Origin of the sequence: Streptomyces sp. 4F14, from assembly GCF_048159485.1 — a bacterium.
Taxonomy (GTDB): Bacteria; Actinomycetota; Actinomycetes; order Streptomycetales; family Streptomycetaceae; genus Streptomyces.
On record NZ_JBLRVY010000043.1, the window covers coordinates 17634 to 41713 of the forward strand.

The window sequence follows — 24080 nt, forward strand, 5'->3', positions numbered from 1 at the left end:
GACGCTCCCGGACCACCCGCACTCCCAGCTATCCGGACGAGCCCCCGGCCAGCCCCTGAAAACCGACACCAGCCCACCCCAGGGGCGCGGGACTGTGTTGATGTGCGGATCCGCCGCGTGGGCGCGACCGGCCACCACGCACCCGCAGCCGCCCACCCACCGGACACACCACCCCCCTGAACGCCCCCCACGCGCCCTCACCCGCCCTACGACGCCGCCGGCGTCGGCTCCCCACCCCCCGCGGACGGCGACGGGCTCCCCGGCCCCGCGGAGGACTCGCTCGGCGACGGTTCGGGAGAGTCCGTCGGCGGAGCGCTCGGCGAGGCCGAAGGCGACGACGAGGCGCTCGGCGTCGGGGACGGCTCGGCCGACGGCGGCGGAGTCCCCGGTCCGCCGGGGACCGGCCCGTACCCGGTGATCGACACGACCGCCCCCGCCGGCGCGATCGCCACGCGCGCGTGCCAGGCCCCCGAGGGCTCGCGCAGAGCGTCGACGTAGATCTTGACGGTGATCGACTCACCGGGCCCGAGCATCCCCGAGGACGTGCTCAGGTACAGCCACGCGGAACCGGTCGTGGCGGACCAGCGGACGGGCCCGCCGTCCCGGGACGCGGTCAGCGTGACGAGGGTCGTGTCACCGCTCCCCGCGGCGGTGACGGTGAGACGCGCGGCCCCCTTCGAGCCCGCGCCGGAGACGCTGATGACCTCCACGGACACATCGGGCCGCCCCCCGTCCGCGCGGTCGGCACCGGACCGTGCCCCGGCGTTGCCCGCGTTCGCATACCCGGCGCCGGCCTCGCCCCCGAGCGCGCCGGGCCGCTGCGCCTCGCTCGCGCGCGGGACGCTCCCTTCGGCGCCCTCCCCGAGAGGTTCACCCCGGTAGGCGGCCCACAGCGCGAGCACCGGCGCGGCGACGACGGTGGCGACGACGGTCGTCGTCACCGCACGCGCGCGCAGCCGGTCGCGCCGGGCGGCCCGGTCCTTGGGGTCCATGGGGAACCCGCGCCGGTCGTACCGGGGCGCGGCGGCCCCCCGCGCGCGCGGGACGTGCGTCATCGCGACGTACAGGGCCGCGCGGGGCGCCTCCAGGACGGGCAGTTCGGCGGGCGTGACGGCCGCGCCGGGCCAGCGCCCGGGGACGGCGCGCTCGGCGGCCCGCCGGCAGCGCGGGCAGTCGTCGACGTGCCGGACGAGTTCGCGCCGCAGGGCCGCGCTGAGCACCAGGTGGTGGCCGTCGGCGAGGCGGGCGACGGCGGGGCAGCCGCCGGTCTCGACGACGGCGAGCGCCGCGCGCGTGCGCTCGACCTCGCAGGCGGCGGAGGAGAGCAGTTCGCGGGTGGCGGCGGGCTCCTTGCCGAGGACGGCGGCGACCTCGGGGGCACCGAGCCGGTGCCGTACGGCGAGTTCGAGCGCCTCGCGCTGCTCCGGGCTGGTGCCGGCGGCCTCCGGCCAGGCGAGCAGGGCGAGTTCGCGGCGCCGCTGTTCCCTGACGACGTCGTCGGCGTCGTCGGGGTCGGGCGTCTCGGGCCGGGCCCCGGAGGCATGACGTTTCTGCTTGGCCTGGGTCAGCCGCCGCAGGCACGCCCAGCGCGCGAGCGCGTACAGCCAGGCGCGCAGTTCGCCGCCCTCGTCCGGCATCCGGTGCCCGCGCCGTTCGGCGAAGGCGAGCGCGTCCCCGAGGGCGGCGACGGCCGCGTCGTGGTCGCACAGGACGGCGAGGCAGTACGTGAACAGGCCGTCGAGGTACGGCTCGTACCGCGCGGGCGGGCGCTCGGCCAGTGTGCGCGCCGCCTCACGATCACGCGCCTCCCGTCGCTCCCGGTGCGCGCCGGTCGTACGGGGCGAGGTCTCCGGACTCGTGCTCATCACCCGTGCGACCGTAGGCGCCCCGCGAGGCACCGATCCCGAACCTTGAGCCCTTTTAATCCATACGGGTGAAACGATCCCTCAATAGGGGACACCGGGCGCTCTCGGGTGGCCGATTCCCGGAGTGACGCGACCGATTGGCGCCCTCGGTTGTCCACAGGCGGACCGCGCTGTCGGTGCCGGACGTTACGGTTCCTCCCATGGCTGCCCGCACGAAGACCACGAAGGACCGTCCCTCCTACCGCTGCACGGAGTGCGGCTGGCAGACGGCCAAGTGGCTGGGCCGGTGCCCGGAGTGCCAGGCGTGGGGGACGGTCGAGGAGTACGGCGCCCCGGCGGTGCGGACGACCGCGCCGGGCCGGGTGACGTCGTCGGCGGTGCCGATCGGCCAGGTGGACGGCAGGCAGGCGACCGCGCGGACGACGGGTGTCCCGGAGCTGGACCGCGTCCTGGGCGGCGGCCTGGTGCCGGGCGCGGTGGTGCTGCTTGCCGGCGAGCCGGGCGTGGGCAAGTCGACGCTGCTGCTGGACGTCGCGGCGAAGTCGGCGAGCGACGAGCACCGCACGCTGTACGTGACGGGCGAGGAGTCGGCGAGCCAGGTGCGCCTGCGCGCGGACCGCATCGGCGCGCTGGCCGACGACCTGTACCTGGCGGCGGAGACGGACCTTTCGATGGTCCTGGGCCACCTGGACGCGGTGAAGCCGTCGCTGCTGATCCTGGACTCGGTGCAGACGGTCGCCTCCCCGGAGATCGACGGCGCCCCCGGGGGCATGGCGCAGGTGCGCGAGGTGGCCGGCGCCCTGATCCGCGCCTCGAAGGAGCGTGGCATGTCGACGCTCCTGGTGGGTCATGTCACGAAGGACGGCGCGATCGCGGGCCCGCGCCTGCTGGAGCACCTGGTGGACGTGGTCCTGCACTTCGAGGGCGACCGGCACGCGCGTCTGCGCCTGGTGCGGGGCGTCAAGAACCGCTACGGCGCGACGGACGAGGTCGGCTGCTTCGAGCTGCACGACGAGGGCATCACGGGCCTCGCGGACCCGAGCGGCCTGTTCCTGACCCGCCGCGCCGAACCCGTGCCGGGCACGTGCCTGACGGTCACTCTGGAGGGCCGGCGCCCGCTGGTCGCGGAGGTGCAGGCGCTGACCGTGGACACGCAGATCCCCACCCCGCGCCGGACGACGTCGGGCCTGGAGACGTCCCGGGTGTCGATGATGCTGGCCGTCCTGGAGCAGCGCGGCCGCATCAGCGCGCTGGGCAAGCGGGACATCTACTCGGCGACCGTGGGCGGCGTACGCCTGTCGGAGCCGGCCGCGGACCTGGCGATCGCCCTCGCGCTGGCGTCGGCGGCGAGCGACACCCCGCTGCCGAAGAACCTGGTGGCGATCGGCGAGGTGGGTCTTGCGGGCGAGGTGCGCCGGGTGACGGGCGTGCAGCGCAGGCTCGCGGAGGCGCACCGCCTGGGCTTCACGCACGCGCTGGTGCCGGGCGACCCGGGGAAGATCCCGGCCGGGATGAAGGTCCTGGAAGTCGCCGATATAGGGGACGCTCTGCGGGTGCTCCCGCGCTCGCGTCGTCGACAGGCCCCCCAGGGCGAGGAGGAGCGCCGGTAGACTTTGCCCTGGTCTCGCCCGTCCGTACGAACCGTGTGCGCAGGCGGGAGCCCCCCAGAACCTGTGACCGGAGGAGTGCAGTGGCAGCCAACGACCGGGCGGCGGCTCCCGGAAAGTCCGGTGGGAGTGCCGGCTCCGATGGCCTGATGCGCGCCTCGCTGAGCGCCGTCGCCCCCGGCACCGCCCTGCGGGACGGCCTCGAACGGATCCTGCGCGGCAACACGGGCGGTCTGATCGTGCTGGGCTCCGACAAGACGGTCGAGGCCATGTGCACCGGCGGGTTCGTCCTGGACGTGGAGTTCTCGGCGACCCGGCTGCGCGAGCTGTGCAAGCTGGACGGCGGCATCGTCGTCTCCTCGGACCTGTCGAAGATCCTGCGCGCGGGCGTGCAGCTGGTCCCGGACCCGACGATCCCCACCGAGGAGACCGGCACCCGGCACCGCACCGCCGACCGCGTCTCCAAGCAGGTCGGTTTCCCGGTCGTCTCGGTCTCCCAGTCGATGCGTCTGATCGCCCTGTACGTGGACGGCCAGCGGCGTGTCCTGGAGGACTCGGCGGCGATCCTGTCGCGCGCGAACCAGGCGCTGGCGACCCTGGAGCGCTACAAGCTGCGCCTGGACGAGGTCGCGGGGACGCTGTCGGCGCTGGAGATCGAGGACCTGGTGACGGTCCGGGACGTCTCGGCGGTCGTCCAGCGCCTGGAGATGGTCCGCCTGATCGCCACCGAGATCGCCGAGTACGTCGTCGAGCTGGGCACGGACGGCCGCCTGCTGGCCCTGCAGCTCGACGAGCTGATCGCGGGCGTCGAGCCGGAACGCGAGCTGGTGGTGCGGGACTACGTCCCGGAGCCGACGGCGAAGCGTTCCCGCACGGTCGACGAGGCGCTGTACGAGCTGGACGCGCTGACCCACGCGGAGCTGCTCGAACTGTCCACCGTCGCCCGCGCGCTGGGCTACACGGCCTCCCCGGAGGCGCTGGACTCGGCGGTCTCCCCGCGCGGTTTCCGGCTGCTGGCGAAGGTGCCCCGGCTGCCCGGCGCGATCATCGACCGGCTGGTGGAGCACTTCGGCGGCCTCCAGAAGCTGCTGGCGGCGAGTGTGGACGACCTCCAGGCCGTGGACGGCGTGGGCGAGGCCCGCGCGCGCAGTGTCCGCGAGGGGCTGTCGCGGCTGGCGGAGTCGTCGATCCTGGAGCGCTACGTCTGACGGCGCGTGGGGGGCTCCGGGAGCCCCCCCACCGGCGTTAAGGGGCGAGCGCCCCGGAAAACGGCCCCTGGACGGTCGTACGACGCGCCCTCGCGCGCGGGGGCGACGGGCCGTCAGTCCGCTTCCAGGACGAACGACGTCTGTGCCTTCGCGAATCCCGGGGCCTTCGCCTCGACGAGGTAGGTCCCGGCGCTCGCGGTGCCGGCGGGCGGGGTGGCGCACTCGGGGGCGCTCGGCTTGCGGTCCCACTTCAGGGTGTACGTGAAGGTGGCGCCGGCGGGGACGCGGTACAGGGCGCCGCCGGTGGCCTTGGGGCAGTCGTCGGAGGCCCAGTACGTGTCGTCGCTGCCGGTCTGGGTGATCGTCAGGACGGTGTTCTTCGGGCCGAGGTCGACCTTGCAGTCGCTGCCGGAGCTGTTGCGCGCGGTGAGGCGGAACGTCGGCGTCTGGTCGGGCGAGTAGGTGTTGCTGACGCTGCTGAGGGTCCAGGTGACCACGCTGGCCGTGCAGTTGGGGAGCGTGGTGCCCGCCGGGAGGGCGGTACCGGCGCTGCCGGTGCCGCTGCCGTTGGAGCCGTCGTCGCCCGAGCCGCCGGAAGCGGCGCCGCCGCCCGTGTCGCCCGAGCCGGTGTCCGATCCGGAGCCGCCGTCGCCCGAACCCCCGCCGGAGGCCGACCCGTTGGTCTCACCGGGCGTCGACTCGTCGCGTCCGCCGGGGTGTTGGCTGATCGCGGGGCCCGAGGCGGACGGCCCCGGGGTGATCGAGGAGGCGGGATTCTTGCCGTTGGACCCCTCGGCGCCGTTCTTCTTGCCGCCGCCGCCCGACAGGACGATCCAGGCGACCAGAAGCGTCAACAGGGCCAGCACGGACAGCAGTACGGCCCTCCGTCGCCAGTAGATGGTGGAGGGAAGCGGCCCGACCGGATTGCGCAGAGATCCCACGGCGCAAACTGTACGAGAGATCGCGGCGTTCGCCGTCCCCACCCGCCGCCTGAACCACAACTTTTCCGGATCATCATCCCGGTCGCGTCCGCCGCAACGCCCCCCGGCGCCCTACTCGTTCACAATCGCACCCCTTGCACCTTTGGCCATGGCACGGAGATCGACGCCCCGCGCGCGAGCGCGGACGCCCCCCTCACGGGTGACGGCACGCACGCGTGCACCCCTTCCCATGGCAGGATCGAAGAGCCATGACTGCGCCCACTGAGCCCCCGCACACCACCCCCTCCGACGCCGCTGCCGGCCTGTCCGCCAGAGCACGCGCGCGGGAGGAGCAGCCCGTCGAGGACACCGGAGTCCACCTGCACGCCCCGGTCATCGACTGGTTCGACGAGCACGCCCGTGACCTGCCCTGGCGGCGCCCCGAGGCGGGCGCGTGGGGCGTGATGGTCAGCGAGTTCATGCTCCAGCAGACACCCGTCAACCGCGTCCTGCCCGTCTACGAGCAGTGGCTGACCCGCTGGCCCCGCCCCGCCGACCTGGCCGCCGAGGCCCCCGGCGAGGCCGTACGCGCCTGGGGCCGGCTCGGCTACCCGCGCCGCGCCCTGCGCCTGCACGGGGCGGCCGTCGCCATAACGGAGCGGCACGGCGGCGACGTCCCCGCCGACCACGCCCAACTCCTCGCGCTGCCCGGCATCGGCGAGTACACGGCCGCGGCGGTCGCCTCCTTCGCGTACGGCCGCCGGCACGCCGTCCTGGACACCAACGTCCGCCGCGTCTTCGCGCGCGCGGTGAGCGGCGTGCAGTACCCGCCCAACGCGACCACCGCCGCCGAGCGCAAGCTCGCGCGCGCGTTGCTGCCCGACGACGAGCCGACGGCCGCGCGCTGGGCCGCCGCCTCCATGGAACTGGGCGCCCTGGTGTGCACCGCCCGCAACGAGACCTGCCACCGCTGTCCGATCGCCGCGAGCTGCGCCTGGCGCCTCGCGGGCAAGCCGGAGCACGAGGGCCCGCCGCGCAAGGGGCAGACGTACGCCGGGACGGACCGCCAGGTGCGCGGCAAGCTGCTCGCCGTCCTGCGCGAGGCGCACACGCCCGTGCCGCAGTCCGCGCTCGACCGGGTGTGGCACGAACCGGTGCAGCGCGCGCGGGCGCTGGACGGCCTCGTCTCCGACGGCCTGGTGGAGCCGCTCGCGGGCGGCCTGTACCGCCTGCCGCGCGGCTGAACCACTCGATCTGATTCACGGTCACCTCACAGCCGAAGGCCCCGCGTCACAGCGGATCCTTCGGCTGTGTCACATCCACCCATAGCCCAAATCACCCCATAGCCTCATCAAGCACCCCGCTTCTCGTATCCGATCCGCCGTCCGTTACACAACCGACGGACAGCCGAGCGCTCGCCGCAGGCTGCTTCGGACAGTGCCGTGACAACAGCTCCGTAGCTTTCTTCTCGTGCCCCGGCGAGACGCGGGGGCCACAGACCACAAGCGGGAAACCGGCACGGAAGTCGGCCGGAACGGGGATCGGAGGCGGTTGGACATGGCGCACGGCGAGGTGCTCGGTTTCGAGGAGTACGTCCGCACGCGGCAGGACGCGTTGCTGCGCAGCGCCCGCCGTCTGGTCCCCGACCCCGTGGACGCCCAGGACCTCCTGCAGACGGCCCTGGCGCGCACGTACGGCCGCTGGGAGGGCATCGCGGACAAGCGCCTCGCCGACGCCTACCTGCGCCGGGTCATGATCAACACCCGTACGGAGTGGTGGCGGGCCCGCAAGCTGGAGGAGGTCCCCACCGAGCAGCTCCCGGACGCCTCGGTCGAGGACGCCACCGAACAGCACGCGGACCGCGCCCTGTTGATGGACGCGATGAAGGTGCTCGCTCCGAAGCAGCGCAGTGTCGTGGTGCTGCGACACTGGGAGCAGATGTCCACCGAAGAGACGGCCGCGGCCCTCGGCATGTCGGCCGGAACGGTCAAGAGCACGCTGCACCGGGCGCTCGCCCGGCTCCGCGAGGAGCTGGAGGCGCGCGATCTGGACGCACGCGCGCTGGAGCGTGAGGAGCGGGAGCGTTGCGCGGCGGCCTGACCGAGCCGGAACCACCTGCGGCCCACGGGACCTTCCAGGCGGCGATCACGGGCGTGTCCGTGCTCGCCGTGCTCGCCCTGTGCGCCTCCGCCTGCGGCACCGGCGGCACCGGCGCCCGTGACGAGGGCCCGGCCCACGCCGAGGCGGTCGTCGGTTCGACGCCCTCGCCGGGCGACTACTCCGACCCGAAGGACATCGACGCGGTCAGCCTGGTCAAGGACGACCCCGCGGTCTCCACCGAGGTCAAGCGCGAGCTGAAGCCGTGCGTCGCCGACGACTACCCGGTCGACGTGGAGTACGGCAACCTCACCGGCGGCGCCGCGACCGACATCGTGGTCAACGTCCTGACCTGCACCGACGCGGTCGGCGTCGGCTCGTACGTCTACCACGAGAAGGACGGCCGCTACCAGAACGTCTTCAAGGCCGAGGAGCCCCCCGTCTACGCCGAGATAGACCGGGGCTCCCTCGTCGTGACGAAGCAGGTGTACGCCAAGGACGATCGGGTCTCCAGCCCGTCCGGGGAGACCGTGATCACGTACATGTGGGATGCGGGCAGGTTCACGAAGAAGTACAGCACCCACACGGAGTACGGGAACACGGGCACGGAAACCGCGCCGGCGCCGGGTGGGGGTTGAGGCGGCGGGCGGCCGGACCGGCAAGGCACCGGGCGGCCCGGTCGCCGGACCGCCGGATCTCGGGAAGGATGGCCGGTCGGCTGCCGCGCAACCGCCGACCGGCCATCCTTCCCGGCCTTTCGGCGTCTTGACGGCGCCCTTCTGACCTGCGGAAATCAAAGTCGGCGAAAAATTCTCCGGCGGCGTGAACCGATCGCGGTGTCCGGACCGATGTACGAGTGACAGCGCCGGTGAACGAGCCGGGTCCGCGGAGCGTCCCCTTGAGGGGAGGCCCCGCGCCGAGCACGGCACGACCGACAAGAGACCCCCACGAAGACTGAGAGCACCCGGATGGCAGACCAGACACACGTGCTGTTCGTCGAGGACGACGACGTCATCCGCGAGGCCACCCAGCTCGCCCTGGAGCGGGACGGCTTCGCGGTCACCGCCATGCCCGACGGCCTGTCGGGCCTGGACGCGTTCCGGGCGAACCGCCCCGACATCGCCCTGCTGGACGTGATGGTGCCCGGCCTGGACGGCGTGAGCCTGTGCCGCCGCATCCGGGACGAGTCGACCGTGCCGGTGATCATGCTCTCCGCGCGGGCCGACTCCATCGATGTCGTCCTGGGCCTGGAGGCCGGCGCGGACGACTACGTGACCAAGCCCTTCGACGGCGCCGTCCTGGTCGCCCGCATCCGCGCGGTCCTGCGCCGCTTCGGGCACGCGGGCGGGGGCGACCGCGCCGAGGCCGACGCCCCGGCCGCCGGCGGCGTACTGACCTTCGGCGACCTGGAGGTCGACACGGAGGGCATGGAGGTCAGAAAGGCGGGCACCCCGGTCGCCCTCACCCCGACGGAGATGCGCCTGCTCCTGGAGTTCTCCTCCGCGCCGGGGACGGTCCTGTCCCGCGACAAGCTCCTGGAGCGCGTCTGGGACTACGGCTGGGGCGGGGACACCCGCGTCGTGGACGTCCACGTCCAGCGGCTGCGGACCAAGATCGGCCAGGACCGCATCGAGACGGTCCGCGGCTTCGGCTACAAGCTCAAAGCCTGAGCGGGGCAGGGGTGCGGGGATGATCCGGAAGCAGGTGTCGGCGCTCTGGGAGCGCGCGGACATCCGTACGGGCCTTCGGTGGAAGCTGAGCGCGGCGATCGCCCTGGTCGGCGCGCTGATCGCGATCGTGCTGAGCCTGGTCGTGCACAACGCGGCGCGGGTGTCGATGCTGGACAACGCCCGCGACCTGGCCGACGAGCGGGTCCAGATCGCCCAGCGCAACTACGAGGTGTCGGGCCGCCCGAACTTCCCCGGCGTCAAGATCGACGACCGGGAGCTGCCGCGGGAGCTGCACGACAAGGTCGTGGAGGGGCGGCGGGCGACGTTCGTCTCCGACCGCAGGGGCGGCGGGCCGGACATCTGGGCGGCCGTCCCGGTGAAGGACGGCCGGGTGCTCTCCCTGCACACGGGCTTCACCGACCGCAGCATCGACATCCTCAACGACCTCGACCAGGCCCTGATCATCGGCTCGATAGCGGTCGTCCTCGGCGGCAGCGCACTCGGCGTGCTGATCGGCGGCCAGCTGTCCCGGCGGCTGCGCAAGGCGGCGGCCGCGGCGAACCAGGTGGCCAAGGGCGAGACGGACGTACGGGTGCGGGACGCGATCGGCGGAGTCGTCCGGGACGAGACCGACGACCTCGCGAGCGCGGTGGACGCGATGGCGGACGCCCTCCGGCAGCGGCTGGAGGCGGAGCGCCGGGTGACGGCGGACATCGCGCACGAGCTGCGGACGCCGGTGACGGGGCTGCTGACGGCGGCCGAACTCCTGCCGCCCGGCCGGCCCACGGAACTGGTCCTGGACCGCGCGAAGGCGATGCGGACCCTGGTCGAGGACGTACTGGAGGTGGCCCGCCTCGACGGCGCCTCCGAGCGCGCGGAGCTGCAGGACATCATGCTGGGCGAGTTCGTCACCCGCCGGGTGGCCGCGAAGGACCCCGCGGTGCGGGTCCAGGTGGTGCACGAGTCGGAGGTCACGACCGACCCCCGCCGCCTGGAGCGCGTCCTGTTCAACCTCCTGACGAACGCCGCGCGGCACGGCAAGGCACCCATCGAGGTCACCGTCGAGGGCCGGGTCATCCGGGTCCGCGACCACGGCCCCGGCTTCCCCGAGGCCCTCCTCGCCGAGGGCCCGAGCCGCTTCCGCACCGGCAGCACCGACCGCTCCGTACAGGGCCACGGCCTGGGCCTCACGATCGCCGCGGGCCAGTCCCGCGTCCTGGGCGCCCGCCTCACCTTCCGCAACGTCCGCCCCCCGGCCGCCCCCGACCACATCCCCTCCGAGGGCGCGGTCGCCGTCCTCTGGCTCCCGGAACACGCCCCGACGAACACGGGCAGCTACCCGATGCTGCCGTGACGACACGACACGGGGCCCCACCGGCACCCAAAAAATAGGGGCCTCCCAGCGGCGGACACCAGCTGGAAGGCCCCGTTCAGACCCGCGTCACACCGGCTCGACCACCGGCGCCGGCGCCTTCGCCGCCCCGTCCCCGTCCCCGGGCCCGTCCTCGTCCCCGGAACCCTGCGGCCCAGCCCCCCGCAGCGGGACCTCCTTCACGAAGACCGCCGCGACGAGCGCGACCACCGCGACCACCGCACCGAGCAGGAACGCGGAGTGGCTGCCCGCGGAGACGGCGTACTGGTACGCCTCCCGAGCCGCGGCCGGCAGCTTCGCCAGGCTCGCCGCGTCGAGCTGCGCGGACGCCTCGGTGACCTTGGACCCGAGCGCCCCGGCACGCTCCGCCATGACCTCCTGGACCCGGTTGTTGAACAGCGCGCCCATGATGGCGACGCCGAACGACGAGCCGAGCGTCCGGAAGAGGGTCGCCGAGGAGGACGCGACGCCCATGTCCTTCATCTCGACGCTGTTCTGCGCGACCAGCATCGTGATCTGCATGAGGCACCCCATGCCGAGCCCGACGACGGCCATGTAGACCCCGGAGGTGACCCGCGAGGTCCCGGTGTCCATGGTCGACAGCAGGTACAGCCCGGCGATCATCAGGACGCTGCCCGCGACGGGGAAGACCTTGTAGCGCCCGGTGCTGGTGGTGATCCGCCCGGCCACGATCGACGTGACCAGCATCGCGCCGAGCATCGGCAGGAGCAGCAGCCCCGAGTTGGTCGCGGACGCGCCCTGCACGGACTGCTGGTACAGCGGCAGGAACAGCGTCGCCCCGAACATCACGAACCCGGTGATGAACCCGATGACGGCCATCAGCGTGAAGTTGAGGCTGCGGAAGACGTGCAGCGGCAGGATCGGCTCGGCTGCCCTCTTCTGCCAGAACACGAACCCGACGAGCGCGGCGACCCCGATCCCGATCAGCTCCATGATCCGCGCGGACGTCCAGGCGTACTCCGTACCGCCCCAGGTCGTGACCAGCACGATGGAGGTGATGCCGACGGTCAGCAGCGTCGCGCCCAGGTAGTCGATCCGCGCCTGCGACCGCTTGCGCGGCAGGTGCAGGACGACGCTGATGAGGCCGAGCGCGACGACGCCGAGCGGCAGGTTGATGTAGAAGGCCCAGCGCCAGCCCCAGTGGTCGGTGATCGTGCCGCCGACGAGGGGGCCGCCGATCATCGCGAGCGCCATGACGCCCGCCATCATGCCCTGGTACTTGCCGCGCTCGCGGGGCGGCACGAGGTCGCCGATGATCGCCATGACGCCGACCATGAGACCGCCCGCGCCGAGACCCTGAACGGCCCGGAAGGCGATCAGCTGGCCCATGTCCTGCGCCATGCCGCTGAGCGCGGAGCCGATCAGGAAGATGACGATCGAGGTCATGAAGGTGGCCTTGCGGCCGTACATGTCACCGAGCTTGCCCCAGATCGGGGTCGAGGCCGCGGTCGCGAGGGTGTACGCGGTGACCACCCACGAGAGGTGCGCGAGGCCGCCGAGGTCGCCGACGATCGTCGGCATCGCCGTACCCACGATCATGTTGTCCAGCATCGCCAGCATCATGGTGATCATGAGCGCGAGCAGGACGACGCGTACGCTCCTGGGCTGCTTGTCCTGCGGTGCGTCCGGTGACGCGGCCCCGTGTACGGGGTCGGCTTGCTGTGTGTCCGCCATGGTTCCCACTCCCCCCGACCGGCCACTTACTTGCCGCCCGGCTAGTTCGATACACTCGGGAAAGTAGACCCGTAACTAGCCGGTCGTCAAGTAAGTTTTTCCCCAAGGCAACCACTTGGCCGGGCGACCACCCGGGCCGGGTTCCCGCTCAAGCGCGAGGAGTTGGACAATGGGCGCCACCATGGACGGCACCAAGCAGCAGCGGCGCGGCAACACGCGCCAGCGCATCCAGGACGTCGCGCTCGAACTCTTCGCCGAGCAGGGCTACGAGAAGACGTCGCTCCGCGAGATCGCCGAGCGCCTCGACGTCACCAAAGCGGCCCTGTACTACCACTTCAAGACGAAGGAAGAGATCATCGTCAGCATCTTCGACGATCTGACGAAGCCGATCCAGGAGCTGATCGACTGGGGCGCCGAGCAGCCCCACACCCTGGACACCAAGCAGGAGATCGTACGGCGCTACAGCCGCCACCTCGCCGACGCCGCCCCCCTCTTCCGCTTCATGCAGGAGAACCAGGCGACCGTCCGCGAACTCCAGATCGGCGACTCCTTCAAGGACCGCATGCGGGGCCTGCGCGACATCATCATCGACCCCGACGCCCTCCTGACCGACCAGGTCCGCTGCATCAGCGCCATCTTCACGCTGCACGCCGGGATGTTCCTGCTCCAGGACTTCGAGGGCGCCCCGGAGGAGAAGCGCGAAGCGGTGCTGGAGGTCGCGATCGACCTGGTGACCCAAGCACACGAGAACGCGAAGCACTGAGGGGGCGCGGGGCACTGAGAACGCGCCCCCTGAACCGGCTCCGCGCGCTCCGCACCGGCGCTCACCGGAGGCCGACCCCTCAGACAGTCACGCCCTTCGCCCGCAGGAACGCCACCGGGTCCACCGCGGAGCCGTAGTTCGCCGTCGTCCGGATCTCGAAGTGCAGATGCGGCCCGGTCGAGTTCCCGGTGCTGCCCGAGAGTCCGATCTTCTGACCGGTGCCGACGACCTGCCCCACCTTCACGTCGACCCGCGACAGGTGCGCGTACTGCGAGTACACCCCGCTGGAGTGCCGGATCACGATCGCGTTGCCGTACGCGGACCCGTCCCCGGCGCCGCCGGGCCCCGCCTTGACGACCGTACCGCCGTGCGCGGCGACGACGGCCGTACCGGTCGGCACCGCGAAGTCCTGCCCGCTGTGCTTGGCGGACCACAGGCTGCCGGACTGCGCGTAGCTCGCGGAGAGGGTGTACGACTTCACCGGGTCGACCCAGGTCGCGGACGCGGCGGACGCCGTCCCCGCGCTCCCCAGCACGGCCGCGGCGCCGACTGCGGTGGCGCCGACGGCCACGCGGGTGCGGAGCGAGGACGTACGGAGGGAGCGGAGGAAAGCGCGCGGGGACATCGAGTACCTCGGGAGGTCGGGGACAGAAAAGCCACCCGCCGTACGAACCCGGCCGGGTGGACCCTCCCTTGGTAACCCGCGCCCCCGCGGACCCCCAAACGGGTGACCTACGACAGAAGCTAGTACGTCACCACAAAAAACTTGGATCCGGACATACCCCCCAAGCCGCCGCCTCCACTATTCCGCCTAGTAAGTGACGCGCGCCCTATGCGGCACATCACCGACCTCCCCGCCCCAAGAAACCCTGGACCGGGGCGAGTTGTGACCCTGGTCACGATGCGCGCACGGGTCTGTGACGCGCCTCTCAGCACCATCTACCGTCCAGTAACCCGCTGGTTCCCCTCAAGCCACTCCCACCCACCAGCATGCCCACGACATGGCAGCGCAAGGACGCGAGAGGACCCCACACATGACCAGAGGCACCTGGACGCGCCGCATCGGCCTGACGGTCGTCGCGGCGACCGCGGTGACGGCCCTCGCCGTCCCGGCCGGCGCCCAGGCCGCTACGGCCACCAGCACCTCCACCGTCGCCGCGGCCGCAGCCGCGGACGTCGACTACGCGACCTGGCAGGTCGACTGCCAGACCGTGATGGACCAGGCCCTGCCCTACCTGAAGAACCGTATCGCCGCCGCCAAGCCCGGCGAGAAGCAGGCGATCGTCCTCGACATCGACAACACCACGCTGGAGACCGACTTCGGCTTCAGCTACCCGCAGCCGGCCAACAAGCCCGTCCTGAACGTCGCGAAGTACGCGCAGGAGCACGGCGTCTCCCTGTTCTTCGTGACCGCGCGCCCGGGCATCATCAAGGCCGTCACGGACTACAACCTCAAGACCGTCGGCTACCAGGTCTCCGGCCTGTACGTCCGCGGCTTCCTCGACCTCTTCAAGGACGTCGCCGCCTACAAGACCGCCCAGCGCGTCGACATCGAGAACAAGGGCTACACGATCATCGCGAACATCGGCAACAGCGCCACCGACCTCTCCGGCGGCCACGCCGAGAAGACGTACAAGCTGCCGGACTACGACGGCCAGCTCTCGTAGTCCGGCTCTCTACGACGCCGGCGCGCGAGCCGGCGTGTCCCGTAGACGCAAGAGGGCCGGTGCTGTCACAGCACCGGCCCTCTTCGTCGTACTCCCGAGGCTTACGCCTCCTTGCTCAGGTTCGGCCCGCCACCGCCGGCCGCCTGCTCGATCGGCGGGACGTCGGGCAGCGCCGACTTCTCCTCACCGCGGAAGGTGAAGGTCGCGTTCTCGCCCTCGCCCTCCGTGTCGACGACCACGATGTGACCGGGGCGCAGCTCGCCGAAGAGGATCTTCTCCGAGAGCGTGTCCTCGATCTCCCGCTGGATGGTCCGGCGCAGCGGCCGGGCGCCCAGGACGGGGTCGTAGCCCTTCTTGGACAGCAGCTCCTTCGACGACTGGGAGAGCTCGATGCCCATGTCCCGGTCCTTGAGGCGCTCGTCCACCTTGCCGATCATCAGGTCGACGATGGCGAGGATGTCCTCCTGCGTGAGCTGCGGGAAGACGACGACGTCGTCGACGCGGTTGAGGAACTCGGGGCGGAAGTGCTGCTTCAGCTCGTCCGACACCTTGTTCTTCATGCGCTCGTAGTTGGTCTTCGTGTCGCCGGAGGCGGCGAAGCCCAGGTTGAAGCCCTTGGAGATGTCCCGGGTGCCGAGGTTGGTCGTCATGATGATGACCGTGTTCTTGAAGTCCACGACCCGGCCCTGGGAGTCGGTCAGGCGACCGTCCTCCAGGATCTGCAGCAGCGAGTTGAAGATGTCCGGGTGGGCCTTCTCGACCTCGTCGAAGAGGACGACGGAGAACGGCTTGCGGCGCACCTTCTCGGTGAGCTGGCCGCCCTCCTCGTACCCGACGTAGCCGGGGGGCGAGCCGAAGAGCCGCGAGACCGTGTGCTTCTCGCTGAACTCCGACATGTCGAGGGAGATCAGCGCGTCCTCGTCGCCGAAGAGGAACTCCGCGAGCGCCTTGGACAGCTCGGTCTTACCGACACCGGACGGACCGGCGAAGATGAACGAACCACCCGGACGCTTCGGGTCCTTCAGGCCGGCGCGCGTACGGCGGATCGCCTTGGAGAGCGCCTTGACGGCGTCCTTCTGGCCGATGACCCGCTTGTGGAGCTCGTCCTCCATGCGCAGCAGGCGGGACGACTCCTCCTCGGTGAGCTTGAAGACCGGGATGCCGGTGGCGGTCGCGAGGACCTCGGCGATCAGCTCGCCGTCGACCTCGGCGACGACGTCCATGTCGCCGGCCTTCCACTCCTTCTCCCGCTTGGCCTTCGCGGCGAGGAGCTGCTTCTCCTTGTCGCGCAGGGAGGCGGCCTTCTCGAAGTCCTGCGAGTCGATCGCGGACTCCTTGTCGCGGCGCACGCCGGCGATCTTCTCGTCGAACTCGCGCAGGTCCGGCGGCGCGGTCATCCGGCGGATGCGCATCCGGGAGCCGGCCTCGTCGATCAGGTCGATCGCCTTGTCCGGCAGGAAGCGGTCCGAGATGTACCGGTCGGCCAGGGTCGCGGCCTGGACCAGCGCCTCGTCCGTGATGGAGACGCGGTGGTGGGCCTCGTACCGGTCGCGCAGACCCTTGAGGATCTCGATGGTGTGCGGCAGCGAGGGCTCGGCGACCTGGATGGGCTGGAAGCGGCGCTCCAGCGCGGCGTCCTTCTCCAGGTGCTTGCGGTACTCGTCGAGCGTGGTGGCGCCGATGGTCTGGAGCTCACCGCGGGCCAGCATCGGCTTGAGGATCGAGGCGGCGTCGATCGCGCCCTCGGCGGCACCCGCGCCGACGAGCGTGTGCAGCTCGTCGATGAACAGGATGATGTCGCCGCGGGTGCGGATCTCCTTGAGGACCTTCTTCAGGCGCTCCTCGAAGTCACCGCGGTAGCGGGAGCCGGCGACCAGGGCGCCGAGGTCCAGGGTGTAGAGGTGCTTGTCCTTGAGGGTCTCGGGCACCTCGCCCTTGACGATGGCCTGGGCGAGGCCCTCGACGACGGCGGTCTTGCCGACGCCGGGCTCACCGATGAGGACCGGGTTGTTCTTGGTCCGGCGGGACAGCACCTGCATGACCCGCTCGATCTCCTTCTCGCGCCCGATGACCGGGTCGAGCTTGGACTCACGGGCGGCCTGCGTGAGGTTGCGGCCGAACTGGTCGAGGACGAGCGAGGTCGAGGGCGTGCCCTCGGCGGGGCCGCCGGCGGTGGCGGTCTCCTTGCTCTGCTGGTAGCCGGAGAGCAACTGGATGACCTGCTGCCGGACCCGGTTGAGGTCTGCGCCCAGCTTGACGAGGACCTGGGCGGCGACGCCCTCACCCTCGCGGATCAGGCCGAGCAGGATGTGCTCCGTGCCGATGTAGTTGTGGCCCAGCTGAAGGGCCTCGCGGAGCGACAGCTCCAGGACCTTCTTGGCACGGGGGGTGAAGGGGATGTGCCCGGACGGGGCCTGCTGGCCCTGGCCGATGATCTCCTCCACCTGCTGACGGACCGCCTCAAGCGAAATGCCGAGGCTCTCCAGGGCCTTTGCGGCGACACCCTCACCCTCGTGGATCAGGCCCAGGAGGATGTGCTCGGTGCCGATGTAGTTGTGGTTGAGCATCCGGGCTTCTTCCTGAGCCAGGACGACAACCCGCCGCGCGCGGTCGGTGAACCTCTCGAACATCGTTAATCGCTCCTCAGAGCGGTCAGGCAATGAGGGGACGCTCCCCTCGCTGTCCTTCCGCAGCTTAGTCCCGCAAGCGGGGACCGCTCATTCCAACTGCCGACACCGTCCGGATCACCTCCGCGGGACCGGAGACCTGGCACGGTCTCCTGACCCCGAACGCCGACATCTGCTCCAACCTGATGGTGCGAGACGATGTTCCCGCAGGCCAGGCACTTACCCCGGTCGCCAGTACGCCGATGGCGAACGCGGGACGGCCTTTCCCGCTCGTCGCCCCCTCCCACTAGGGATGTCTTACCCGTCGGCACCGACAGTCCATGCCGTACGCACCGGTTCCCTCCGCTACGGGCGAACAACCTTGCGCCCGCCCGCATGGCCCCACACCCCCTTCTCGCGCACACTGCGCAGCCACTGGCACACCCAGCGTAACTCGCGGCCCATTCCGGCGGTTGCGCTTGTCATGGTTGGCTCGCCCCCCGCACCCGGCCCGCCCGCCGGCCGCCCGCTCACCTCCGTCACCACCGTCCCCTCCCCTCGCCGTCCGCCCGGTCCCCGCTCCGAGATCCGCGGTTGGTACGAGAACGTCCTCGGCTGGACGACAGTGCCCGGATCACCGGTACGACTTTTCACGGGCCGCCGCTTCGACGTCCTGGAGGTCACGGCGGAGGCGGGGCGGGCGGCGCTGGAGCATCTCGCGGGGGCGGGGGACGGGGGCGGGGTGTGTGGCGGCCGGGCGGGCGAGGAGGCTGCCGGGCCGACCGGCGAGCGCGGCGCCCTCGGCGGTCCGTCGGGCGAGCGGCTCGCGGCATGCGTGGGGCCCGTTCTCGCGCACGGCGGCCGGATGGGGTTCCTGGTCGCGGCGGGCGGGGCCGAGGAGGTGCCGGGGCTCCTGCGGTGGCTGGAGTGGGGGTCGCTGCCGCTGGACCTCGTGGCGGTCGGCGCGGGCGGGAGCGTCGTGGCCCCGCTGCCGCCGGGGGCGGTGCGCCGGGGAACTGTACAGGGGGCCGCCGTGTGGCTGCGGCCCCCCGTTCCGGGTCGCGAGGAGTCCTCGCTGCCGGCGATGCCGGCGCCGGGGGGCGATGAGGGCGCCCCCGGTCTCGTGCGTCTGGTGGACACGCTGGCGACTCACGCCCACCGTGTCCGCCTGCGGAGCGCGAACGCTCAGCCGTTGGCCTTCTCGTAAGCCTCGCGGATGGTCGCGGGAACACGGCCGCGGTCGTTGACGTCGTAGCCGTTCTCCTTCGCCCAGGCGCGGATCTGCGCGGTGTCCTGGTTGCCGCCGGCCGCGGCACGGGCCTTTCCGCGCCCGCCGGAAGCACGGCCACCGGTACGCCGGCCGCCCTTCACATACGCGTCGAGAAGGCCGCGCAGCTTGTCCGCATTGGCCGTCGTGAGATCGATCTCGTAGGTCTTGCCGTCCAGCGCGAACGTCACGGTCTCGTCCGCCTCGCCACCGTCGAGGTCGTCGACAAGAAGGACCTGAACCTTCTGTGCCACCGGTATTCCTTTCATCGATAACGTGAGGGCTGAGGGTCTGCGGCGTCCGCCGTTTCACCGCCCCTAGTTATATGCACTACTGCAGTACGTCGGAAAGCAAACCGCTTTTGCCGGGAAAACACAAACCCCTGGGAGAGACGGACCACTCCCCCCGACCGGAAACATGCGCGTTTCGGACATAGGCACCCTGGGCAGGGCCGATCACAGATGCAGAAGCATCCGGCTGTTGCCCAAGGTGTTCGGTTTCACTCGTTCGAGTCCGAGGAACTCGGCGACGCCCTCGTCATAGGAACGGAGCAGCTCCGCGTAGACATCGGTGTCCACCGGCGTCTCGCCGATCTCCACGAAGCCGTGCTTGCCGAAGAAGTCCACTTCGAAGGTCAGACAGAAAACGCGACGAACACCGAGCCAACGCGCCGTGTGCAGCAACTTCTCCAGCAACTGATGCCCGACACCGGAGCCCTTCAGTCCGGGCTTGACCGCGAGAGTGCGGACTTCCGCGAGGTCTTCCCACATGACGTGCAGCGCCCCGCACCCGACGACCTCGGCGTTGTCGTCCCGTTCCGCGACCCAGAACTCCTGGATGTCCTCGTAAAGCGTCACCGTCGCTTTGTCGAGCAGGATGCGCCCGCGCGCGTAGTCGTCGAGGAGTGCCCGTACGGCCGGAACGTCACCTGTACGCGCGCGCCGGACGGTGATGGCATGGGCGGAGGCCGCGGAGCCGCGGTCCGCCGGGGGGTTGTGCGCTGACATGAGCCGGACGCTATCGCCCGACGCCCTCGCCCGCCCCGCCGGGGCTCGGCGCGGACTCCTCCGGCCCCTGGACCATCCGTACGGCGTCCCGCAGGGCCGCGCGCTGTTCCTCGCTCATCATCCCGAAGAAGGCGACGAGAGCGGCGGCGGGGTTGTCGCTCTGGCTCCACGCGTCGTTCATGAGGGCGGCGGAGTACGCCGCGCGCGTGGAGACCGCCTCATAGCGATAGGCGCGGCCTTCGGACTCCCGGCGCACCCAGCCCTTCTGATGGAGATTGTCCAAAACGGTCATCACCGTGGTGTAGGCGATGGACCGTTCCTGCTGAAGGTCTTCCAGGACTTCCCGAACGGTCACCGGGCGGTTCCACTTCCACACCCGCGTCATGACCGCGTCTTCGAGTTCTCCCAATGGGCGAGGCACGCTCAGCACAATAACGGGAGATGCCCCCATCCACCCGCCGAACCCGAACTTTCCTTGATGAACAAGAACAAATAGGGCATACGGCGATGAGGTGTCCGTCAGCCCTCGGAGCGGCCGGGGCCCGCCTGCCGGGCCGCCTCCGTGCGCGCGAGCGCCGCGTCGACGGCCGCGTCCTCCTTGGCCTTGTTGGCCCCGCCCTGGGTCTTCACGATCACGCGGATCACGCCGATGAAGAGCACGGCCATGACGATGGGGGGTACGAGCGCGGAGACGTAGTCCATGGACCCAGGGTAGCCACGGAGAAAGCGGACATCCGGGCGGGGTCGGGAAGCGGGGGACACCCGGGCCGGGGCCGTCCGCGCGCGCACGCGGGCCGCCGGAGGCGTTCCGTTCGGTGGATCGGCGGATCCGGGGGTGGTATTCCAGAGCTTTTGAAAACCTCGACCCCGGCTCAACCGCCTCCGGGTATCCTCACGGCCCCGCACACCCCGGCCGGCGTTCCCGGCGATCACGCGCCCGCCGCGGCCGACCAGGGAATCCGCGCCCCCCATGCCCGGGAAATGCAGGCGGGCGGGGACCGGAACCGGTAAATCCGAGGCCGGAAAATCCCGGGCCCCGACGATTCCGAGCCACGAAGAACCGGGGCCGGGGAAACGGGCGGGCCCCGAAACGCGGCCGGATCGCGAACACCGCCCGCCGAGAGCGCTCCGGCGAGCGCCGTCCGGCCAATTCCGCGTCACCACGATCAGTGAGCGTTCGATGACAACCCCGGACCGTGCTTCTCCCCCGATTCCCCGTCCTCCGGCAAGGAGCCGCTTTACGGACGGCGGTGGGGCACCCCGCGAAACACGCGCATAGCCACTTCATAGAACGGAACACGTTCCGCAGGACGCCCCGCCCGACCTCTATAGGGACCCGTCGGCGAGCCCCTCACGCGCGGGTGCCCCAATCGCGGGCCGACGAGCCGAACGCCCGGATTTCCCGCGCAGGCGGGTGGGAATGGGCCGACGCGCGCGGGAGGGGCGGGAGATCCCCGTACGGGACACCCCCCGTCCTCGGCCCCTTACCTTTCCCGGTCGCCGAACGCCCTCGCGCGCGGGCCGGATACGGAAACCGTCGCAGGAAAAGCCCGCCCTCGCGCCGACCGTGAAGGGTTCGCGGCCGGGGCGGGGCCGGCGGTACCTGCGGTCGGGTCCGGGGGTCAGCCTGCGGCGAGGCGTTCCTCCGGGTCGGCCGGGGGCGGGGGCGGGGTCGGCTTGCGGCGGGGGAAGACCTCGCCGGGGGTCGGGATGGGGCGCCGGGCGGGGTCGGGGGCCGAGGGGCGGGCGGGGTCGTCCGCCGGGCCGGGCTGCGGGCGTTCACGAGGAGGCGTCGGCTCCTCCCCCGTCGCCTCCTCGAAGCCGCCGTCGGGCGACAGGCCGCCCGGGAGGGCCAGCAGGCGGGTACGGGAGGGCGGGACCGCGGGAGTCGGTGTGAGGGGCGCGGGGACGGCATGGCGGGTGGTCCGGCGGGCCAGCCGGCTGCGGACGTCCTGCTCGGCCAGCACCTGGCAGCGGCTCAGGAGGGTCGCCGCGAGCGGATTGCCCCGCAGGGCCCGCAGTGCGGCGAGGTCGTCCGGTTCGGGCCGGTAGCCGGTGCCGAGGACCTCCTCCAGGAGCGTCAGGTACCCGGCGGCGGTGCCGGGCAGGGCCGCCCGGTACCGGGCGAGGTCGGCCACCAGGAACGTCCGCAACCGAGCGGCCTCGCGCAGCGCCTCGTCGAGAGACGTCGCCAGCCGATGACAGTCCTGGATGTCCTCTGCCGAGGCGGGACCGGGGTGAAGGGCGAGGGCGAGAGCGCGACGGAGCACACGCAGCTCCTCCGCACCGAACGCCATGCCGCCGCGGGATCCGTATGGCGTGGGCATGCGGCGACGATACGCGCTAATCAGACAAATTCGACATATTCCCGGGGTGTGGCGCCGAGGTTTCGCCCGCGAGGACTCACGGGCGTACGCGCGTGCCCAACGGCCGGGAGCGGGCCGGGGACACGGGACGCGCACCGGACGATCCGCGCGGGGGCCGGGAACGCCGCCCCCCGGATCCGGGGACCAAGGGGCGGCCGTTCCCGGAGGGATCACATGCGGGAGACGTTGCGCTCGTACACCAGCCGCAGCCCGATCAGCGTCAGCCACGGCTCGTGCTCGTCGATCACGGACGCCTCGCCCAGCACCATCGGCGCCAGTCCCCCCGTGGCGATGACCGTGACGTCCTCGGGGTCGGCGGCCAGCTCCCGGGTCATCCGCTGGACCACCCCGTCGACCTGCCCGGCGAACCCGTAGACGATCCCGGACTGCATGGCCTCGACGGTGTTCTTGCCGATGACACTGCGCGGGCGGGCGACCTCGATCTTGCGCAGCTGGGCCCCCTTGACGCCGAGCGCCTCGACGGAGATCTCGATGCCGGGGGCGATGACACCGCCGACGTACTCCCCGCGCGCGGACACCGCGTCGAAGGTCGTCGCGGTCCCGAAGTCGACGACGACGGCGGGCCCCCCGTACAGCTCCACGGCGGCGACGGCGTTGATGATGCGGTCGGCGCCGACCTCCTTGGGGTTGTCGGTGAGGATCGGGACGCCGGTCTTGACGCCGGGTTCCACGAGGACGGCGGGGACGTCGCCGTAGTACCTGCGGGTGACCTCACGGAGTTCGTGCAGCACCGACGGGACGGTCGCGCAGATGGCGATCCCGTCGATGCCGTCGCCGAGCTCGTCCCCGAGAAGGGGGTGCATGCCCATGAGCCCCTGGAGGAGGACGGCGAGTTCGTCCGCGGTCCGGCGCGCGTCCGTGGAGATGCGCCAGTGCTCGACGATCTCCTCCCCGTCGAACAGCCCGAGGGTGGTGTGCGTGTTGCCGACGTCGATCGTCAGAAGCATCGGTTCACTCCGCCTCACGCAGATCGAGGCCGATGTCCAGGATCGGCGAGGAGTGGGTGAGCGCGCCGACGGCGAGGAAGTCGACGCCGGTGTCGGCGTAGACGCGCGCGTTGTCGAGCGTGAGCCGCCCGGACGCCTCAAGGAGCGCGCGCCCGCCGACGATCCCGACGGCCTCCGCGCACTCGCCGGGCGTGAAGTTGTCGAGGAGGATCAGGTCGGCGCCCGCGTCGACGACCTCGCGCAGCTGGTGGAGGGTGTCGACCTCGACCTCGACGGGGACGTCGGGGAACGCCTCGCGTACGGCCTTGAACGCCTGCGCGACGCCCCCGGCGGCCACCACGTGGTTGTCCTTCACCAGGGCGGCGTCGGAGAGCGACATACGGTGGTTGACGCCGCCGCCGCAGCGCACGGCGAACTTCTCCAGGGAGCGCAGCCCGGGCGTGGTCTTGCGGGTGTCCCGCACGCGCGCCTGCGTGCCCTCCAGGGCGTCCGCCCACGCGCGCGTGGCGGTCGCGATGCCGGACAGCCGGCACAGCAGGTTGAGGGCGCTGCGCTCGGCGGTGAGCAGGTCGCGCGTGCGCGAGGTGATCGACAGCAGGGTCTGCCCGGCCTCGACGCGGTCGCCGTCCTCGACGTGCCGCTCGACCTCGAATTCGTCCGTGCAGACGATCGAGACGACCGCCTCGGCGACCCTGAGGCCCGCGACGACGCCCGCCTCGCGCGCGACGAAGTCGGCGGTGGAGACGGCCTCCTCGGGGATGGTCGCGACGGTCGTCACGTCCACGCCGTGCGCCAGGTCCTCCTGGATCGCCACGTTCGCGACGTCCTCGACCTCGACGGGGTCGAGCCCCGCGTCGGCGAGCAGCTCGGCGAGCGAGGGGTCGAGGCCGCACTCCAGGTACTCGGCGGTCTCGGCGTCGCCCTCGGCACCGCAGGCGCAGCCGTCGCCGCAGCCGCCGCTCTGGACGCCGCTGTCGACGAGGGGAAGGTCGTTGCTCACTC

Annotated in this window: 22 protein-coding genes; 10 read left to right on the forward strand and 12 right to left on the reverse strand. The window is 71.6% G+C overall.

Annotated elements, in window-relative coordinates; all coding sequences use genetic code 11:
* Nucleotides 1–206 precede the first annotated feature (206 nt).
* Nucleotides 207–1865: a hypothetical protein gene (locus tag ACLZOT_RS45505; protein WP_416975153.1), complete on the reverse strand. Its 1659-nt coding sequence runs from the start codon at nucleotides 1863–1865 to the stop codon at nucleotides 207–209.
* A gap of 200 nt (nucleotides 1866–2065) precedes the next feature.
* Here ACLZOT_RS45505 and radA point away from each other — a divergent pair, with 200 nt between their 5' ends.
* Together radA and disA are read left to right on the forward strand one after the other, a co-directional pair.
* Nucleotides 2066–3475, forward strand: coding sequence for a DNA repair protein RadA (radA, locus tag ACLZOT_RS45510; RefSeq protein ID WP_416975154.1), 1410 nt, complete (start codon nucleotides 2066–2068; stop codon nucleotides 3473–3475).
* An 80-nt stretch (nucleotides 3476–3555) separates the two neighbouring features.
* Nucleotides 3556–4680 (forward strand): DNA integrity scanning diadenylate cyclase DisA, encoded by a 1125-nt coding sequence (gene disA / locus ACLZOT_RS45515; protein WP_416975155.1) that lies wholly within the window; start codon nucleotides 3556–3558, stop codon nucleotides 4678–4680.
* A gap of 113 nt (nucleotides 4681–4793) precedes the next feature.
* Here disA and ACLZOT_RS45520 read toward each other — a convergent pair whose 3' ends face one another.
* Nucleotides 4794–5621 (reverse strand): hypothetical protein, encoded by an 828-nt coding sequence (locus tag ACLZOT_RS45520; RefSeq protein ID WP_416975156.1) that lies wholly within the window; start codon nucleotides 5619–5621, stop codon nucleotides 4794–4796.
* A gap of 248 nt (nucleotides 5622–5869) precedes the next feature.
* Here ACLZOT_RS45520 and ACLZOT_RS45525 point away from each other — a divergent pair, with 248 nt between their 5' ends.
* From ACLZOT_RS45525 to cseC, 5 genes are all read left to right on the forward strand, one after another.
* Nucleotides 5870–6844: an A/G-specific adenine glycosylase gene (locus ACLZOT_RS45525; RefSeq protein WP_416975157.1), complete on the forward strand. Its 975-nt coding sequence runs from the start codon at nucleotides 5870–5872 to the stop codon at nucleotides 6842–6844.
* Nucleotides 6845–7157: 313 nt separating this feature from the next.
* On the forward strand, nucleotides 7158–7700 hold the full coding sequence (locus ACLZOT_RS45530; RefSeq protein WP_055724273.1) for a SigE family RNA polymerase sigma factor: 543 nt from the start codon (nucleotides 7158–7160) through the stop codon (nucleotides 7698–7700).
* Complete coding sequence (locus tag ACLZOT_RS45535; RefSeq protein WP_416975158.1) at nucleotides 7685–8335, forward strand: hypothetical protein; 651 nt, start codon at nucleotides 7685–7687, stop codon at nucleotides 8333–8335. The genes ACLZOT_RS45530 and ACLZOT_RS45535 overlap by 16 nt, the downstream gene beginning before the upstream one ends.
* Before the next feature lie 330 nt (nucleotides 8336–8665).
* Nucleotides 8666–9367 (forward strand): two-component system response regulator CseB, encoded by a 702-nt coding sequence (gene cseB / locus ACLZOT_RS45540; protein ID WP_416975159.1) that lies wholly within the window; start codon nucleotides 8666–8668, stop codon nucleotides 9365–9367.
* Between the two features lie 19 nt (nucleotides 9368–9386).
* Nucleotides 9387–10721, forward strand: coding sequence for a two-component system sensor histidine kinase CseC (cseC, locus tag ACLZOT_RS45545; RefSeq protein ID WP_416975160.1), 1335 nt, complete (start codon nucleotides 9387–9389; stop codon nucleotides 10719–10721).
* Between the two features lie 87 nt (nucleotides 10722–10808).
* Here cseC and ACLZOT_RS45550 read toward each other — a convergent pair whose 3' ends face one another.
* On the reverse strand, nucleotides 10809–12434 hold the full coding sequence (locus ACLZOT_RS45550; RefSeq protein ID WP_416975161.1) for an MDR family MFS transporter: 1626 nt from the start codon (nucleotides 12432–12434) through the stop codon (nucleotides 10809–10811).
* A 169-nt stretch (nucleotides 12435–12603) separates the two neighbouring features.
* Between ACLZOT_RS45550 and ACLZOT_RS45555 the strand changes: the two genes are divergently transcribed.
* Nucleotides 12604–13197, forward strand: coding sequence for a TetR/AcrR family transcriptional regulator (locus tag ACLZOT_RS45555; RefSeq protein ID WP_416975162.1), 594 nt, complete (start codon nucleotides 12604–12606; stop codon nucleotides 13195–13197).
* A gap of 79 nt (nucleotides 13198–13276) precedes the next feature.
* Here ACLZOT_RS45555 and ACLZOT_RS45560 read toward each other — a convergent pair whose 3' ends face one another.
* A complete protein-coding gene (locus ACLZOT_RS45560) occupies nucleotides 13277–13822 on the reverse strand; it encodes a M23 family metallopeptidase (protein ID WP_416975163.1) in 546 nt (181 codons plus the stop codon).
* Between the two features lie 409 nt (nucleotides 13823–14231).
* Between ACLZOT_RS45560 and ACLZOT_RS45565 the strand changes: the two genes are divergently transcribed.
* Nucleotides 14232–14864, forward strand: a complete 633-nt coding sequence (locus ACLZOT_RS45565) for an HAD family acid phosphatase (RefSeq protein ID WP_416975164.1) — start codon at nucleotides 14232–14234, stop codon at nucleotides 14862–14864.
* 101 nt (nucleotides 14865–14965) lie between these two features.
* Here the strand turns inward: ACLZOT_RS45565 and ACLZOT_RS45570 are convergent, their stop codons facing one another.
* Complete coding sequence (locus tag ACLZOT_RS45570; protein ID WP_416975165.1) at nucleotides 14966–17494, reverse strand: ATP-dependent Clp protease ATP-binding subunit; 2529 nt, start codon at nucleotides 17492–17494, stop codon at nucleotides 14966–14968.
* 460 nt (nucleotides 17495–17954) lie between these two features.
* On the opposite strand from ACLZOT_RS45570, the gene ACLZOT_RS45575 reads away from it, so the two are divergent.
* Nucleotides 17955–18677 (forward strand): SCO3374 family protein, encoded by a 723-nt coding sequence (locus ACLZOT_RS45575; RefSeq protein ID WP_416975166.1) that lies wholly within the window; start codon nucleotides 17955–17957, stop codon nucleotides 18675–18677.
* On the opposite strand, the gene ACLZOT_RS45580 is transcribed toward ACLZOT_RS45575, so the two are convergent.
* The 7 genes from ACLZOT_RS45580 to nadC form a co-directional block, all read right to left on the reverse strand.
* Complete coding sequence (locus tag ACLZOT_RS45580) at nucleotides 18656–18991, reverse strand: histone-like nucleoid-structuring protein Lsr2 (RefSeq protein WP_010351472.1); 336 nt, start codon at nucleotides 18989–18991, stop codon at nucleotides 18656–18658. The genes ACLZOT_RS45575 and ACLZOT_RS45580 overlap by 22 nt on opposite strands.
* A gap of 201 nt (nucleotides 18992–19192) precedes the next feature.
* A complete protein-coding gene (locus ACLZOT_RS45585) occupies nucleotides 19193–19744 on the reverse strand; it encodes an amino-acid N-acetyltransferase (protein WP_416975167.1) in 552 nt (183 codons plus the stop codon).
* 10 nt (nucleotides 19745–19754) lie between these two features.
* Nucleotides 19755–20165, reverse strand: a complete 411-nt coding sequence (locus tag ACLZOT_RS45590; RefSeq protein WP_416975168.1) for a BlaI/MecI/CopY family transcriptional regulator — start codon at nucleotides 20163–20165, stop codon at nucleotides 19755–19757.
* A 98-nt stretch (nucleotides 20166–20263) separates the two neighbouring features.
* Complete coding sequence (locus ACLZOT_RS45595) at nucleotides 20264–20446, reverse strand: hypothetical protein (RefSeq protein ID WP_416975169.1); 183 nt, start codon at nucleotides 20444–20446, stop codon at nucleotides 20264–20266.
* 920 nt (nucleotides 20447–21366) lie between these two features.
* Nucleotides 21367–22041, reverse strand: coding sequence for a hypothetical protein (locus ACLZOT_RS45600; RefSeq protein ID WP_416975199.1), 675 nt, complete (start codon nucleotides 22039–22041; stop codon nucleotides 21367–21369).
* 239 nt (nucleotides 22042–22280) lie between these two features.
* Nucleotides 22281–23078, reverse strand: a complete 798-nt coding sequence (locus ACLZOT_RS45605) for a type III pantothenate kinase (RefSeq protein WP_055720991.1) — start codon at nucleotides 23076–23078, stop codon at nucleotides 22281–22283.
* Between the two features lie 4 nt (nucleotides 23079–23082).
* On the reverse strand, nucleotides 23083–24078 hold the full coding sequence (nadC, locus tag ACLZOT_RS45610; RefSeq protein ID WP_416975170.1) for a carboxylating nicotinate-nucleotide diphosphorylase: 996 nt from the start codon (nucleotides 24076–24078) through the stop codon (nucleotides 23083–23085).
* Nucleotides 24079–24080: the final 2 nt, after the last annotated feature.

Bases quoted from the DNA above. Each gene is read 5' to 3' on its own strand.
- radA (WP_416975154.1), top strand. From the start codon at position 2,066: ATGGCTGCCCGCACGAAGACCACGAAGGACCGTCCCTCCTACCGCTGC.
- cseB (WP_416975159.1), top strand. From the start codon at position 8,666: ATGGCAGACCAGACACACGTGCTGTTCGTCGAGGACGACGACGTCATC.
- ACLZOT_RS45595 (WP_416975169.1), bottom strand. From the start codon at position 20,446: ATGGACTACGTCTCCGCGCTCGTACCCCCCATCGTCATGGCCGTGCTC.
- cseC (WP_416975160.1), top strand. From the start codon at position 9,387: ATGATCCGGAAGCAGGTGTCGGCGCTCTGGGAGCGCGCGGACATCCGT.
- ACLZOT_RS45560 (WP_416975163.1), bottom strand. From the start codon at position 13,822: ATGTCCCCGCGCGCTTTCCTCCGCTCCCTCCGTACGTCCTCGCTCCGC.
- ACLZOT_RS45600 (WP_416975199.1), bottom strand. From the start codon at position 22,041: ATGGCGTTCGGTGCGGAGGAGCTGCGTGTGCTCCGTCGCGCTCTCGCC.
- ACLZOT_RS45505 (WP_416975153.1), bottom strand. From the start codon at position 1,865: ATGAGCACGAGTCCGGAGACCTCGCCCCGTACGACCGGCGCGCACCGG.
- ACLZOT_RS45555 (WP_416975162.1), top strand. From the start codon at position 12,604: ATGGGCGCCACCATGGACGGCACCAAGCAGCAGCGGCGCGGCAACACG.
- ACLZOT_RS45605 (WP_055720991.1), bottom strand. From the start codon at position 23,078: ATGCTTCTGACGATCGACGTCGGCAACACGCACACCACCCTCGGGCTG.
- ACLZOT_RS45575 (WP_416975166.1), top strand. From the start codon at position 17,955: ATGGTTGGCTCGCCCCCCGCACCCGGCCCGCCCGCCGGCCGCCCGCTC.
- ACLZOT_RS45530 (WP_055724273.1), top strand. From the start codon at position 7,158: ATGGCGCACGGCGAGGTGCTCGGTTTCGAGGAGTACGTCCGCACGCGG.
- ACLZOT_RS45550 (WP_416975161.1), bottom strand. From the start codon at position 12,434: ATGGCGGACACACAGCAAGCCGACCCCGTACACGGGGCCGCGTCACCG.
- ACLZOT_RS45570 (WP_416975165.1), bottom strand. From the start codon at position 17,494: ATGTTCGAGAGGTTCACCGACCGCGCGCGGCGGGTTGTCGTCCTGGCT.
- ACLZOT_RS45565 (WP_416975164.1), top strand. From the start codon at position 14,232: ATGACCAGAGGCACCTGGACGCGCCGCATCGGCCTGACGGTCGTCGCG.
- ACLZOT_RS45525 (WP_416975157.1), top strand. From the start codon at position 5,870: ATGACTGCGCCCACTGAGCCCCCGCACACCACCCCCTCCGACGCCGCT.
- ACLZOT_RS45585 (WP_416975167.1), bottom strand. From the start codon at position 19,744: ATGTCAGCGCACAACCCCCCGGCGGACCGCGGCTCCGCGGCCTCCGCC.